Genomic DNA, 15,609 nt, shown 5'->3' on the forward strand with positions numbered 1-15,609 from the left:
CTCAAATAAACGAACCACAGAGACACAGAGAGCACCTGGCGCAACACAGAGAAATGAGGAGAAGCGAGTTTTTTCACCAGTTTTTGGGTATTTTTTTATTTGGAAGTCCCTTAACCGAACATTATTGCCTCATCCCCGACCCCTGGAGGGGAAACAAAGCACAGCTTTGGGGGGGTGGGGTTCTTCGGGTTTAATAAGCAATCAAGCGGACATAATATGATTTATATGTCTTTCTATATTTGTAGATATATATCAAGATAAACGCTCTGAAGACTTATCTATATAGACCAATATATTTCTTGTATAGCCTAGTTTAAATATTAATTTATACCTTGTATTATCTAACAAAAAGCTCGATGATTGATTGAGAAAGGACATAGTTATAGGTTAGCTAATAATAATGTCAATATAACTCATTATTTTTTCTGATTCATCCCAAGAAAATATCTGATATTCCTCTGAAATTTATTCATGTCGGAGTTTAAATAATCCAATGCTACAAGGATGGATTCAAATTGCATTAACGCTACTAATTATAGTAGCAATCACTCCATTTTTTGGGCGCTACATGGCGCGTGTCTACTTAGAAGAAAGGACTTTTCTCGACCCAATTTTGAATCCGGTTGAGCGACTGCTTTACGCCTTGGTTGGCGTTACAAGCAAACAAAATATGACGGGCTGGCAGTATGGGCGGGCAATCATATACAGCAACGTAGTAATGGCGTTGCTGCTTTTCTTTATCATTATGAATCAGGGATGGTTGCCCCTCAATCCCACGGGAATAAATGCCCCAACTTGGGATACAGCACTGCATACTACCATTTCCTTTATTACTAATACCAACCAACAGCATTATTCTGGTGAAACCTACATGAGCTATGCCAGCCAAATGTGGGGACTGGGTTATCACATGTTCACCTCTGCTGGTACTGGTTTGGCGGTAGGAATTGCTTTTATTCGGGGCTTGACTGGTAGATCATTAGGCAACTTCTATGTAGATCTAATTCGCTCAATTACCCGAATTTTGCTGCCTATTTGTATTGTTGGCGGCATTGTGTTGATAGCTGCTGGTGTTCCCGAAACCCTGGCGGGTGTAGCTGTATTCCCTACCTTAGAAGATCCGAATATTAGTCAGGCGATCGCTCGTGGCCCTGTTGCTCACTATGAAATTATCAAGCAATTAGGCGAAAACGGCGGCGGCTTTTTCGCTATTAACTCAGCCCACCCCTTTGAAAATCCCAGCGCATTTACTAATTTAATTCAGATCGTGGCAATGCTTTCGATTCCCACGTCTCTGATCTACACTTATGGTTTGTTTGCCAATAACACCAAACAAGCGTTGTTACTCTACGGTATGGTCGGTGTTATTTTTCTCGGATTTCTGATTGTGACTGCGATTGGAGAATACAACGGTAATCCGGCTGTGAATGCACTGCTGGGTAGTCAGCAACCGAACTTAGAGGGGAAAGAAGTCCGGTTTGGTTGGGCAGAATCGGCATTATTTGCGGTAAGTACAACCGGTACCATGTGCGGCGCAGTCAACAGTTTACACGACTCCTTTATGCCCGCCGGCGGTTTTATCTTTCTCTCTAATATGTTCTTGCAAATTATGTGGGGTGGACAGGGTACAGGAACAGCTTACTTGTTTGCCTACAGTATTTTGGCGGTATTCGTCACAGGTTTGATGGTGGGACGCACGCCAGAATTTTTGGGACGCAAGATTGAAAAGCGGGAAGTCGTACTTGCTAGCTTCTTGATTTTGCTAGTTCACCCGATCGCTATTTTAATTCCGGGGGGAATCGCCTTAGCTTTTCCTGACCAATTGGCAGGGATTAGTAATCCTGGCTTCCACGGTTTTTCTCAGGTGATTTACGAATATGCCTCAGCTGCTGCGAACAACGGTTCTGGCTTTGAAGGTTTAGGCGATTCACAACCTTCACCGTTAGCGATCGCTACAGGGACAAAAACAACGGCAACCGCTTTGTGGTGGAACTTGAGTACCTGCTTCAGTTTACTAGCTGGCCGCTATATCCCAATTTTAGGTTTGCTGTTATTAGCAGATAGTATGTCTCGCAAGCAAGCTGTTCCCTACACCACTGGGACACTGCGAACCGATACTGGACTATTTACAGGCGTTACCGCAGGCGTGATTTTAATCTTGGGCGCACTTACATTCTTCCCAGTGCTGGCATTAGGCCCCATCGCTGAGGCCTTTTTTATCGCCAAAGGTATTGGGTAGAGAGTGGGAAGAGGCGGGAGAGCAGGGAGCAGGGGAAGCAGGGGAGAAAGAACTAATACCCAATCCCCAATCCCCAATCCCCAATCCCCAATCCCCAATCCCCAATTCCCAATTGCCATTCCCAATTACGAATTACGAATTACGAATTAATTTAATGTATGCCAACTACTACTGATTCTCCTTCAACCCGTACTCCATCTGGAACTCGTGACTCGCGCAGGCACACCCCCAAGGCAGATATGCGGGGACTTTACCAGAGAGCAGTTCGGGAGTCATTTATCAAGCTAGATCCTCGAATTACAGTCAAAAACCCAGTGATGTTTGTTGTTTGGGTGGGGACAATTGTCACCTTTTTAGTAACCCTTAACCCAAATCTGTTTGGCACAATCCAGGCAGATACCAATCAACAACGCCTGTTAAATGGGTTGATTACCTTCATTCTCTTTTTCACCCTCGTTTTTGCCAACTTTGCCGAAGCCGTAGCTGAAGGACGCGGTAAAGCACAGGCTGATTCACTGCGATCGACACGATCGGATACGATCGCTAATAAAATCCTCCCTGATGGTTCCATCCAACAAGTCAATTCTACGGAACTGCGGCGGGGCGATTTGGTGAAGGTGAGTGCCAATAATATGATTCCCTCTGACGGGGATGTGATTAAAGGTATCGGCTCAGTGGATGAGTCGGCTATCACTGGGGAATCTGCCCCAGTACTGAAGCAACCAGGTACAGATATTGCTAGTTCAGTCACAGGAGGTACACGCCTCCTCTCAGATGAGTTGACAATTCGGATTAGTGCCGATCCTGGTCAAGGCTTTATCGATCGCATGATTTCTCTGGTAGAAGGCGCACAACGCACCAAGACTCCCAACGAAATTGCTTTGACGGTATTGTTGGCAGTGCTAACGCAGGTGTTCTTAATTGTCGTCTCAACCATTCCTCCTTATGTGAGCTACATCGCCAACTTTATCAGCACAGCCTTTGGCCCGGAAGCCGGAAACAGTTTGCGTACTGGTGGTAGCGTTGCCATTCTCATCTCCCTACTAGTAGCTTTGATTCCCACAACCATCGGTGGTTTACTCAGTGCGATCGGTATTGCAGGGATGGATAGGGTTGCCCAGTTTAACGTCATTGCTACCTCTGGTCGAGCAGTAGAAGCTTGCGGTGACATCAATACCTTGGTGTTAGATAAGACAGGCACTATTACCTTGGGAAATCGGATGGCTGATGAGTTTATTCCTTTAGATAATCACTCATTAGAAGATGTGGCGCGAGTCTCCCTAGCTGCTAGCTTGTTTGACGAAACACCAGAAGGCAAATCAATTGTAGTTTTAGCAGAAAAGTCTCAGGTTGCGGTCGATTTTAATATCGACAAAGCCGAAGGTGTGGAATTTTCGGCGAAAACCCGGATGAGTGGCACAAATCTACCCGATGGCAAACAAATTCGTAAAGGTGCGGTAGATGCCATTAAAGGATTTGTCCGTTCTCGTGGCGGCTACGTTCCTGATGATATAGACGCAGCTTATGAGCGAGTTTCGCGGTTAGGCGGTACACCTTTAGCTGTTTGCCAAGATGACAAAATTTATGGTGTTATCTACCTCAAAGATATTGTGAAACCCGGTCTAAGGGAACGATTTGACCAACTACGGCGGATGGGTGTTCGCACCGTCATGCTTACAGGTGACAACCGAATTACTGCTTCGGTAATTGCTGAAGAAGCTGGAGTGGATGATTTCATTGCCGAAGCGACTCCAGAAGACAAAATTGAGGTGATTCGCTCCGAACAATCTCAAGGTAAACTGGTGGCAATGACCGGGGATGGTACTAATGATGCCCCTGCTTTGGCTCAAGCAAATGTGGGTGTGGCAATGAACTCTGGGACGCAAGCTGCCAAAGAAGCTGCTAACATGGTGGACTTGGACTCTGACCCCACGAAGTTAATTGACCTAGTAACCATAGGTAAACAGTTGCTAATTACTCGTGGAGCCTTGACAACATTCTCCATCGCCAACGATATTGCCAAGTATTTTGCCATTATTCCGACTATCTTTGCGGCGGCTGGCATCGGCACACTGAATATTATGGGATTAAAGAGTGTCCAATCTGCGATCGTCTCGGCGCTTATTTACAACGCCTTAATTATTCCGGCACTAATTCCGCTAGCACTCAAAGGGGTGAAATTCTTACCTTTAACAGCAGATCAACTACTACGCCGCAACATCTTCATCTATGGACTTGGTGGCATCGTTGCTCCCTTTATTGCTATCAAACTGATAGATATTATCTTACCTTTGTCTTAATTTACTATGAAACCTGTTCGTATCCGCCGCACTATCCTTGCATCACAAGTACTTGAAGAAATAACTGATATCTGGTGTCAATGGCGCAGACAAAAACTGCCACTGTATTTGTTCTTGGCGATGTGTTTCAACCTAGTGGTTGCACCTCTGGTCTATGCAGCTACAGGTGAAGAACTTTCCCGCAGTCAATCTTGGGGATTGGGACTATTAGGAATGGTGACGCTAGGGCTTTCTATCTATTTATTTTTTGTAATGTTTGTACCGGAGAAATTCTAATGAGTTTTGCACGTGAAGCTAGCAGAGCAGTTCGTTCTACCTTGGTACTCTGGGTAATTGGTGCGATTATTTATCCTTTTGCGATGATTGCTATTGGGCAGATTGCATTTCCGTTTCAGGCAAATGGAAGTTTACTGAAAAATAGCGCCGGTCAAGTTGTGGGTTCTGCTTTGATTGGTCAACCCTTTACTAGCGATCGCTATTTTAACAGCCGTCCCAGTACCACCAGTTACAGTACAGCCGATCCCAAAAAAGATGATGCGGGAGTTTTGAAAACTGGGGTTTCTGGCGCTAGTAACTTGGCTCCTAGTAATCCTGCATTACTAGAACGCATCAAAGGTAAAGATGATCCAGACCCCAGTAAAAAAATTGAAGGCGATTTGACTCGTCTGAAAACAGCAGGAGTGCAGCCCACTGGCGATTTAGTCTACACCTCTGGTTCCAGCCTTGACCCTCATATTACTCCCGAAGCTGCGATCGCGCAAATTGCACGAGTAGCCAAGACGCGAGGATTTCAACCAAATCAACTGAAAACTTTGATTGCTCAAAACACCGATGGCCGCTTTCTCGGCATCTTTGGTGAACCTGGAGTGAATGTGTTGAAGCTGAATTTAGCTCTGGATCGGATTAATGGAAAATAGTAGAGATGCGAAATTGGGCTTCGCTACGCTAACGCATCTCTACTTTTCGGAATATATTATCTAAGCCTCTGATACCCGATTTCTTTTAGGAGTCGGGTATTTATTTGTTTGCGAATGATTAAGTCGGACTATATCTCTCAATATATGCCTATTTAGCTAATCAGTAAACATACATTTACCTTTTCTAATACATTTCGTATATCTGTAAAATATATCTATAAAAAAATATTTATTGGATTAAATAATGCACAATAATATTAGAGTTAAAAAATATTTTGTGTTAAAAAGCAACAAAACTTTAGAGCCAAGCTTGTTTGGTGTTTTAATCCAAACTAATAGTGTTTATCTTGGCATTCATTTAACTGAAATTAAATTGCCCGATCGATGCGCTGTTCTAGGAATTCTAAGAGATAATCAAGTCTTTTCAGCAACAGAGAACCCTTCTGTTTTCGCTGGAGACTACATTTTAGCAATAGCAACTCATCCGATGATGACTCCCGCTCTCAAAGTAACTCTTAAGAAAATTCATTCTGTTTACTATTCTCTAGGACTTACGCATTGACAGAGAAGCCAAAGTAACAGATATAGTTTTCAAGGCTTCTGGCTAGATTTTTCAATGATATTTTAGCGATCACAGCAAATCTTGAGTGATTAATAAAAGCCTGAAACAACGTATTTACGTTGATACACAAGATAGTTATTTTGTACAGTGCGTAAGTCCTATTCTCTTAACAGTTGCTTACTGGAAGCTCGACCAACAGGCTTTGAACATTTTCGGAGATGTCTAGTACTAAAAACGGCTTTACCTATCGCTATAGTAAAGACCCTAAAGTGTTGAAATGGATTACGGTGTAGCCCCCACTCATATTTTTTGGAGCTTCTAGCCAAAGGCTGAGAAAGCCGAAACAGATATTAATCTCGCAAACAAAGCATCAGCAAGACTTTACGATTCTTCATTCGTAAAGTCTTGCGCTCCACACAGCAGTTTGCTTTTTAAGTGAGGTAATAAACGCAGGACTCAAAATCAGATATAAAGAGTTTTACCTCCTGTCTCCTGCAATATCTGCCTCCAAACCCGTAGTTCATGCAAAAAACTGTTGTATATTTCATGCAATCTGATAAAATTGATTTCCAACAAGTAGAATAACTGCCTGTTATCTTTTTCTTGAACCCACTGATATCGGGTCTTTTTTAGGAAAGGAAAATAAAAAAATGTCTCATTTATTGTGGAAAACTCTGGTACTAAGTCCAGTAGTTTTGGGAGTGACGGTGTTGGTTTCCGCTAGAGTTATGGCTGCTGAAGTAGCAGACTATTCTGAAGATATAAAGGCCAAAGCTGCTCAGACAGAAGCGCCAATGGCTTCTAATGCTTCAATATTTATTCAAACAGAGCAACCAAAAGTTAATCAGCAATTGGTTGCCCAAAAGGCTGATGACAATCAGGTATTAGAAGAGGTTAACCGCTACAGCAGCGAAAGCAAGAATCAGAATTCACTGTCTCAAGTCACATCAGTTTCTCAGTTTTCTGATGTACAGCCGACTGACTGGGCGTTCCAAGCTTTGCAATCCCTGGTGGAACGCTACGGTTGTATTGCTGGATACCCAAATTCCACTTATCGAGGCAACCGAGCATTGACTCGTTATGAATTTGCCGCAGGTTTGAATGCTTGTTTAGATCGGGTTAATGAACTGATTGCCACTGCAACTGCTGACTTGGTGAAAAAAGAGGATTTGGCGACTCTCCAGCGTCTGCAAGAGGAATTCTCGGCAGAACTAGCAACTCTGCGTGGTCGAGTAGATGCCGTAGAAGCACGGACTGCTGAACTTGAAGCACATCAGTTTTCTACTACCACAAAATTGGTGGGTGAAGCAGTTTTTGCCGTCACAGATAACTTTGGCAGCAACGACAACAACAACACTGTTTTCCAAGACAGGGTGCGCTTAGATTTGCAAACCAGCTTTACAGGTAAAGACACCTTGCATACTAGGCTTGCAACTGGTAATGCAGTTGGATTGGCTTTACCAGGTGGCACATTTGAAGGGACTCAAACCTTTAACCTATCCCCTTCTACCAACAACAGTGTTTTTATAGACTGGTTGTCTTATTACTTCCCCCTTGGCAACTCCCAAGTTTACGTAGCTGCTACTGGAGGTATTCATAGCGATTACGTCCCTACCGTAAACCCATACTTTGAGGATTATGATGGCGGTAACGGTGCTTTGTCTACTTTTGCCTCCGAAAGCCCAATCTATCGGATTGGCGGCGGTGCGGGTGCCGGCGTTAACTTAGCCTTTGGTAAAGGTGGCGGTGGCTTTGAACCTTCATTAACCTTTGGCTACTTGGCATCTCAAGCGAATAACCCTGGTATAAATACGGGTTTATTAGAGGGTAATTATGCCGCTTTAGGACAGTTGAACTTAAAAGTAGGCGATCGCTTCACCTTAGCTGCTACCTACGTCCACGGTTATCATAATGGTGGCACTGTTTTATTCGATGCAGGCTCTGCTAGTACAACAACTGGTGTAGTCGGTACTGCACAAGCTAACTTTGTCGGTGCTGGCAATCCATATATCAGTAATTCCTACGGACTTGAGGCTGCTTTCAAACCGAGTGACAAACTGTCGATTAGTGGCTTTGCAGTTTACAGCGACATCACAGGACTTGGTGCTAATGATAATAGTCAAGTTTGGAGTTATGGAGCCGGGTTAGCTCTGCCAGACTTCGGTAAGAAGGGCAACGTTTTAGGACTTTTTGCAGGTGTTGAACCTTATGTTGGAGGTAATGCTGGTGATAAGCCTTACCACTTTGAAGGTTTCTATAAGTATCGCGTAACCGACAATATCTCCATCACCCCTGGGGTAATTTGGTTAACAAATCCTGGTCAAATTGCTGGTAACAACGATGATGCAATCATTGGGACGCTGAGAACTACTTTCACCTTCTAAAGGTTTACAGCAATTTGGCAGTAGGGGGCATAGATGTCACTGGTGTCATATTGAAGCGAAAACCACCTTAAAACTTCGTTTCCAGCCACGGTCTGGAAACGAAGTTTTAAACCAATACAGGCTTAACTGAACCGTATTGAGTTTTAAACTACTGGCACGAGTAAAGGAAGTGGAGCCTCAATTAGATATTAAGTTAAAGGTTGGAACTATGACAATGTTAATAACTGTTGACGTTGTTCTTCTGACCGTTACTAACCATCCCTAAGACATTCATCCGAGAAAATTTGAGATGATCTAAAGTTCGCTGGATCGTTGACGAGTCTGTTTTATCAATCTTTACCACTAGCAATATGCCATCAGTATGTGGTGCTAGCAGGCTGGTATCGGCTAATCCTAACATCGGTGGAGTGTCATAAATCACCAAGTCAAAGGTCTTATGGAAATCTATCATTAGTCGCTTCATCTTTTCAGACGAGAGCAACTTTGTGGGATCGGGTGGTATGGGACCAGAAGTTATTACAGATAATTGATTCATTGAGGGTAGTTGCCGGATTACCTCACTCGTTGGCAGGTTTTTCGAGATTAAATTGCTTAATCCCCATAGGTTATTTAAATTTGATAAGGTGTGAATCTTGGGGTGGCGTAAATCAGCATCTACAAGTAGTACTCTTTGTCCCATACCTGTAGCTACTTGAGCTAAATGAAAGGCAATCGTAGACTTACCATCACCAGGCATGGCTGAACTAATAATTATGGAAGCAATGGGGCGATCGGAACTGAGGAATTGGACATTTGTATAAAGTACCCGCAAAGCTTCTAGAAATTTTGTTGCATAGTTGCTATGCTCTCGATCGGCTAAGACAGCTAACCCAGGAATGCTTTGAAGAATAGGAGTTGGTATTCTAATTATGGGAAATTTTAGCGTGGGGGTGTGGTCTTGATTATTTTCGAGTTGCTTTTCAAATGGAATATTTCCCAACAACGGTAGTTTTACCTTCTCTTTCAGTGTCTGAACGCTATGGTAGGTATTATCAAGCTTTTCCAGTAGTAGGGCAACACCGATTCCTAAAGCTAGACTAGCAATCAATCCTGGGATTAAATAACGTTTGATGCTCGAATCAGAGATAGGAAATTGCGGCTTAGTTGGTGCTTCAAGTAACTGCCAACCAAGTTCTGTCTGAGATATCTGAATTTGGAGATTTTCACGAGTAGAAAGAAAACGATTCAGACTCTCGGTCGCCACGTGTAATTTTCGCTGTAATTCAGTATATTGTCGTGCCAAGATTGGCCATTGTTTGCGCTGTAGTTCAATTTTCCGTTCTACTTTAGCAAGTTGTTGGCTTTGCACTTCTAAAGCTTGAAGTTGAGTCGTTACCTCTGCAATTTTCGTACTTAAAAAGCGTTGCTCTTCGTTTTTTAGCAAGGGTACTAAACTTGCCCGTTTCTCTTTCAATGTTTGCATAGTTGGGTTATTATCTTGCAAACGAGTTGACTCTGTAGCAATTTTAAGGTCTATTTGCTGTACTTGACCCAATAGCTGCTGATACAAAGTAGCATCATTAAGAACCGCCAGTTTGCCATTATTTTGTTGCAGAAAAGAGAGATTGGCGCGAGTTTCAGCCATTTTTCGATCGATTAATTGTCGTTGCTCAGACAAGTTAGTGACTTGACTAACAACTTGTCCAGATTGGGCTTCTGGGTCAACAAAGTCGTACTTTTGCCGGAACGTTTGCAGTTCTTTCTGAATCTGATCGACTCGATTTTGGATAAATGGGAGTTGTTGCTCAACGAACTTAATCCCTTGACGTAAGTCGGTTTGCCGCTTTTGCCGACTGTAATCTATATAATCCTTAGAAATTTGGTTGAGTACAACTTGAATCTGATTTGGATCGTGGCTTCGATAACGAACTTCTATAATCTTGGTTTCTGCAAACCGAGAAATTGTCATGTCTGTGATCAGCGAGTTATAGCTAATATCTGGATACTTAGCTTCCAACTGCTTCACAATCTTTCCCATCAATTCAGGACTTTTGAGAACCTGAATTTGACTTTCGTAATCTAGACCAGACTTGCCTACGTTAGGATCTTTGACAATATCCACTACTTTAGTGTCATCGTTGACAGGTTCGACTAACAGACGAAAATTGCCTTCATATACTGGTAGCTCCCGGTTGAGTATCAAGGTAACAAAAACAACTGTCGTGAGAGTAATAGTTACCCCTGCGATCGTTAGCGCTCGTCGCCGTACAACACTTAGAAATTGGGGAAAACTCCAATCACTCTCTTCCCCTTCAGACATCGGGAATGGTTGAGGCTGATGAATAAATGGCGGTACAGAGCTACTACTATGGTTAGAATTTGGGGATTTAGAAGAATGATTCTCCATCTATTTAATCAGATAATACGTATTAATTAAGCTACAAAAAATGAAGAAATGTGTATACCAGTTTTAGTAATCCTACGTAAGCCAGCAGTTCAATAGTGTTTTCTTATTAGCCCCCAGCCAGAGTGGCAAGCTTCTTAGTGCAACAGGTCATCAATGGGAGGTGGAAATCAAAATTCTGGTAATTTGTGGATATTGATTCACCTATCAGACTAATTCTAACTCTCTATTATACTTAAGTATACTTAGTTGTAAGTCTTAAAGTTATAGACTTTTTTGTTTCTTTAAGATTTTAGCTGATTAAGCAACAATAATAACATCTTTGTTTTAAAGTATACATTTATTTAGTTCCATATCATAGGTTAAGTTAAGTTTAACCTCTAATCGCATCGAAGTATGATTTGGATAAAGCAGGTGAGAAATTTATAATATCAATCTAATAACACTGCAAAAATGACCAACTAGACTTAATAAATGTACAAATTTTCAGACATAAAATTTCATGTACAAAACGAGTGTACAAAACGAGTTTCAGGGATTAAGGACTGACAAATTATACAAGAAGTGTAGTACTGAAAATCAGACAAGATAGGCGATCGCTATGCCAACATCTTCTCTGCGTGACGCTCTGCTAACGATCGGCACTAATCATTGGGGGACTGGAAATACGGATAATTTACATCATCTCAGATTCAAGATTCAGATAATTTAATGCATAAGTCCTAAGTAACTCTTTTATGAAGCTTCTGTTTATGGTATTATCAAAAGATGAATTTTTGATGAAATGTAGGAGTAAATTTCAAACACCCTTTTCTCATGGTATTGTGGTAAGTAGTTACATGTAAATTCAATATTTAATATAGTACTATATTAAATATTATATGTAATAAATACTGCTTAAACAAATTTAAAATTAAGTAAATGAAAACATCCGAAATTCAATGGTCATAGGCTCCCGATTACTTAGCAGACATAAGCTTCTAGTAGCTTTTAGTTTATTTTAGGTAAGTATCAAGGAGAATTTATTATAAGCCTGTAAAAAAGGACTATGTATAGGGTAATTTACATTTATGTAATTACCGTAGGCGTTTAGACTGATTGCTTCTTTTTGTGTTCCCATTTCCCAAAATCTCGCGTATACAAACTTAAGCGAGTATAAAGTATTGACCGCTTTAGTTAGCAGATATGTCTGTAAATATAAGGATTGTTTATATATACAATAAATTAATCCTAATCGCTTTGCCTGGAGCAAATTGAAAAAATTTGTTAATTCAGGAAAATAAATGTGTGTAACTATTAATGGCTTGAGCGGTTCAGTAGTATCTTTAACAAGATTCCTACAACAGGGTATAACATGAGACTTAATGAATGGATTAATCAAAAACTTTTACAATCCATTTCTACTCGATTAGATGTTAAAAATGACTATTCTCTAAAAACTCAGCAATCCATCAAATTGTCTGTAATTACCCAGTTTTTCCCGCCGGACTATGCTCCTACAGGACAGTTGATTGAGGAACTGGTAAAACAGTTAGGGCAGCAAGGAGTGGATATTGAGGTTTTTACGAGTCAGCCAGGATATGCGTTTGACTCTCAAACTACTGCTTTAGCAGTTGAACGTATGGGTGGAATCCGAATTCAGCGATCGCGCACAGCCCAACTTTGGCCGGGGCGAATTCGTGGCAAAGCTGTGAATGGTGTCTTATACACCTTGCGGGCTATACTATATATGCTCCGAGCTTGGCGACGCAGCAATGTATTATTAGTGACTACAGCCCCCCCATTTTTACCAATCATCGGATATCTGGCTTATCTGGTGTTCCGACTTCCCTATGTTTGCATCCTCTACGATCTTTATCCCGATATTGCGATCGCACTGGGAGTAGTCTCCAAGCATAGCTGGCTGGCTCGGTTATGGCGTGCTATTAACAAACAGATTTGGCTAAATGCTAAAGGGATTGTGGTTCTTAGTCCAGCCATGAAACAGCAAGTGCTAGCAAATTGTCCGCAAGTAGCCGATAAGATTTCGGTAATTCACAGTTGGGCGAACCCGGAATTGATTGTGCCAATTGCCAAGCAAGAAAACTGGTTTGCTTTGAAGCATAATCTAGTCAACAAATTTACCGTCCTCTACTCCGGGAATATGGGACGCTGCCATGATATGGCAACTATGCTGCAAGCCGCCCAGCTACTTCTAGATGAGCCAGTTCATTTTGTCTGCATTGGTGGTGGAGCGAAAAAGGATGAATTGATTCAAGAAGTGAATCAATTAGGACTCTTGAATTTTACCTTTCTGCCATATCAAGACAAGCAGGTGCTGCCCTATTCTTTAACGGCTTGCGATCTGTCACTAGTGAGTGTAGATGCATCAACCGAGAGTTTAGTCGTTCCTAGCAAGCTTTACTCAGCTTTAGCATCTGGAAGACCGATAGCGGTGATTTGTTCGCAGTACTCATACCTGAGACAACTAATTGCCGAAGCCAATTGTGGTAGCACCTTTGACAATGGAGACAGTCATGCTCTAGCTCAATTTATTCGCTTACTCAGTCGCGATCGGCAATTAGGAGAGCGTATGGGCAAGGCAGGTCGTCAGTATTTGCGATCGCACTTCACACCTAAGATTATCTCTCAACAATACCTTGATGTTTTGCAACGAGCGGTATTACCTGATGGTGTGATATCTATGTCTCAAAGTCATACAAAATAGTTTTTTGAGAAATAATTAGCACAGATTGGTGTAGGTTACAAAGATTTTTAGCCTCATAACCAATTCTCGAAAATACAGCTACTAATCATTCTCCTTTGCTCCTTCCTCCGGCCTCTGCTACCAGTGGAATGGTATCAGCAGGTTCAGCCCATAGAAAATGGGGTATTTAGAGGAAGTATTTGCCATCATCTCTTGAATTTGGCAGTACTTTCTCGATATTGGAGTACAGGCACAATAGACTGTTTTACCAGGGAGATTTACCTTTTTATTGAAGCTAGATTAAAGCCTTGCTTAAATAAAAACTATTACATATTTTTTAATAAAAATTTAGCTTTTGGAGGGGTCTATTAATGCGTAATTGAGGTGGGAAACGATTTTCACAATGGATCGAGAATAATAGCTAGAAGTTAGGCTGATAGATGATAAGTCGCTTGTGAGTCTTACTTTTTGTCATGCATAAACTTCTACAAACGATGCTGAAAATAGTTTTGTGTTCCGATTATGATGAGTTTGATTAAGATAATATAAAGTCACCAGAATATGTTATGCTTTGAGACAGATTGACAGAGATAAATAATTCCCTTAATAGAAAAGTTAGATAATCCTATTGTCTGATAACAAGGTCAAGCTTGTTGCCAAATTTAAAAAATAAATTCCTGATTTGAGAATATTTATCAATCAGCATAGTGTAATTAAATAGTACTTATGTTTTTAACTTTAGGAGATGGGCTTCGATGGTCTTTTTGATCTCAGTCCCTCCAACGTAACCTTCCGAATTTCACTGTTTATTTACTAGAAGTGGGAGGTCGAATTGCAGAGAAGGTGTGACCGAAATCGGAAACGTTCCAAACGACGGGATATCTACTGTCCAAATCATGGCTGCTATCTTGAAAGCAGGAGTCAAAAATATCAATTGTTTGCCGATCGAGCCGGACAGTTGCAGCAACGGGGCATGAGTCGCCGGAGTGCATTGATGTTGGTAGCTAGCCAAACCACAGTTACCATCGGCGGAGAATGGTTGGAAGCCTTTTGGTGCGATCGCTGCCAGCAAACAATCTGGTATCACGTCTGCAAGTCAAACGAACGCACCTATAAAATTTGCGTAGCGCCACAAGAGCTTTGGCAGCAAGTAACAGGAGTAATTAACCCTGAAGGAAACCCTTCTGTGGGAGAATTTACTCGCAAGCAGGCAAAGATGCTTAACTATCAGAACATCAAAGATTTTCAGTTTGTCAATTAATGCTTAAAAGCAGTGGTCTTGAATCAATATTATGAGTAGTAAAGGAATTACCTCAAAGCCAGAGTTGGTAATTGAAGCTGGACGTAGTGAAGAGCAGTATTGGAAAGACCTGTGGCGCTATCGAGAGCTATTTTATTTTCTGGCTTGGCGTGACATTCTAGTACGCTATAAACAAACAATTATTGGTATGCTCTGGGCATTAATTCGACCATTTTTGACAATGATCGTCTTCAGCGTCATCTTCGGAAACTTGGCGAAATTACCTTCGGAGGGAACAGCACCCTATCCAATACTGGTATTTGCTGGCTTGCTACCCTGGCAGTTTTTTTCCAGCGCCCTCAGTGAGTGTAGCAACAGCCTAATTAGTAATGCCAACTTGATTTCTAAAGTCTATTTTCCGCGCTTAATTGTGCCCGCAAGTTCAGTAATTGTAAGCTTTGTAGACTTTCTAGTTTCTGCGATAATTCTTTTAGGGCTGATGGCTTGGTATAGTTATGTTCCAACTTGGCGGATATTATCTTTACCATTATTTATTAGCATTGCCTTTGCTGCTTCGCTGGGAGTAGGGCTGTGGTTGGCAGCTTTGAATGTGGAATATCGAGATTTTCGTTACATTGTGCCGTTTATTGTCCAGTTTGGCCTATATGTCTCACCCGTCGGTTTTAGTAGCAGCATTGTGCCAGAACAATGGCGTTTGCTTTACTATTTGAACCCGATGGTCGGCGTGATTGATGGCTTTCGCTGGGCAATTTTAGGGGGAGATTCCAAACTTTACTGGACTGGATTCACACTATCTCTAGGACTAGTTGCTCTGTTACTAGTAAGTGGCATTTGGTACTTCCGCAAAATGGAGCGGACATTTGCTGACGTAATTTAG

Annotated in this window: 10 protein-coding genes; 9 read left to right on the top strand and 1 reads right to left on the bottom strand. The window is 41.8% G+C overall.

What is annotated here, in order from left to right; translation table 11 throughout:
• Positions 1-493 precede the first annotated feature (493 nt).
• The 6 genes from kdpA (at position 494) to V7K55_RS11020 (ending at position 8,402) form a co-directional block, all read left to right on the top strand.
• Positions 494-2,239 carry a potassium-transporting ATPase subunit KdpA gene (gene kdpA, locus V7K55_RS10995; RefSeq protein ID WP_334831079.1) on the top strand — a complete coding sequence of 582 codons (1,746 nt, stop codon included), beginning with the start codon at positions 494-496 and terminating at the stop codon, positions 2,237-2,239.
• Positions 2,240-2,397: 158 nt separating this feature from the next.
• The gene (kdpB, locus tag V7K55_RS11000; RefSeq protein ID WP_334831081.1) at positions 2,398-4,539 is read left to right on the top strand and encodes a potassium-transporting ATPase subunit KdpB; all 2,142 of its coding nucleotides are present in this window, start codon (positions 2,398-2,400) and stop codon (positions 4,537-4,539) included.
• Between the two features lie 6 nt (positions 4,540-4,545).
• Positions 4,546-4,815 (top strand): potassium-transporting ATPase subunit F, encoded by a 270-nt coding sequence (locus V7K55_RS11005; RefSeq protein ID WP_334831083.1) that lies wholly within the window; start codon positions 4,546-4,548, stop codon positions 4,813-4,815.
• On the top strand, positions 4,815-5,456 hold the full coding sequence (gene kdpC, locus V7K55_RS11010; RefSeq protein WP_334831086.1) for a K(+)-transporting ATPase subunit C: 642 nt from the start codon (positions 4,815-4,817) through the stop codon (positions 5,454-5,456). The genes V7K55_RS11005 and kdpC overlap by 1 nt, the downstream gene beginning before the upstream one ends.
• Positions 5,457-5,700: 244 nt before the next feature.
• Positions 5,701-6,018, top strand: a complete 318-nt coding sequence (locus tag V7K55_RS11015; RefSeq protein ID WP_334831088.1) for a TrkA C-terminal domain-containing protein — start codon at positions 5,701-5,703, stop codon at positions 6,016-6,018.
• A gap of 650 nt (positions 6,019-6,668) precedes the next feature.
• Positions 6,669-8,402, top strand: a complete 1,734-nt coding sequence (locus V7K55_RS11020) for an iron uptake porin (protein WP_334831090.1) — start codon at positions 6,669-6,671, stop codon at positions 8,400-8,402.
• A 217-nt stretch (positions 8,403-8,619) separates the two neighbouring features.
• On the opposite strand, the gene V7K55_RS11025 is transcribed toward V7K55_RS11020, so the two are convergent.
• Positions 8,620-10,788 carry a GumC family protein gene (locus tag V7K55_RS11025; RefSeq protein ID WP_334831093.1) on the bottom strand — a complete coding sequence of 723 codons (2,169 nt, stop codon included), beginning with the start codon at positions 10,786-10,788 and terminating at the stop codon, positions 8,620-8,622.
• 1,351 nt (positions 10,789-12,139) lie between these two features.
• Between V7K55_RS11025 and V7K55_RS11030 the strand changes: the two genes are divergently transcribed.
• The 3 genes from V7K55_RS11030 (at position 12,140) to V7K55_RS11040 (ending at position 15,609) form a co-directional block, all read left to right on the top strand.
• Positions 12,140-13,492: a glycosyltransferase family 4 protein gene (locus V7K55_RS11030; RefSeq protein WP_334831096.1), complete on the top strand. Its 1,353-nt coding sequence runs from the start codon at positions 12,140-12,142 to the stop codon at positions 13,490-13,492.
• Positions 13,493-14,303: 811 nt separating this feature from the next.
• Positions 14,304-14,732 (top strand): hypothetical protein, encoded by a 429-nt coding sequence (locus V7K55_RS11035; protein WP_334831098.1) that lies wholly within the window; start codon positions 14,304-14,306, stop codon positions 14,730-14,732.
• Positions 14,733-14,763: 31 nt separating this feature from the next.
• Positions 14,764-15,609: an ABC transporter permease gene (locus tag V7K55_RS11040; RefSeq protein ID WP_334831100.1), complete on the top strand. Its 846-nt coding sequence runs from the start codon at positions 14,764-14,766 to the stop codon at positions 15,607-15,609.

This window comes from Nostoc sp. (genome assembly GCF_036919895.1).
Taxonomy (GTDB): Bacteria; Cyanobacteriota; Cyanobacteriia; order Cyanobacteriales; family Nostocaceae; genus Nostoc.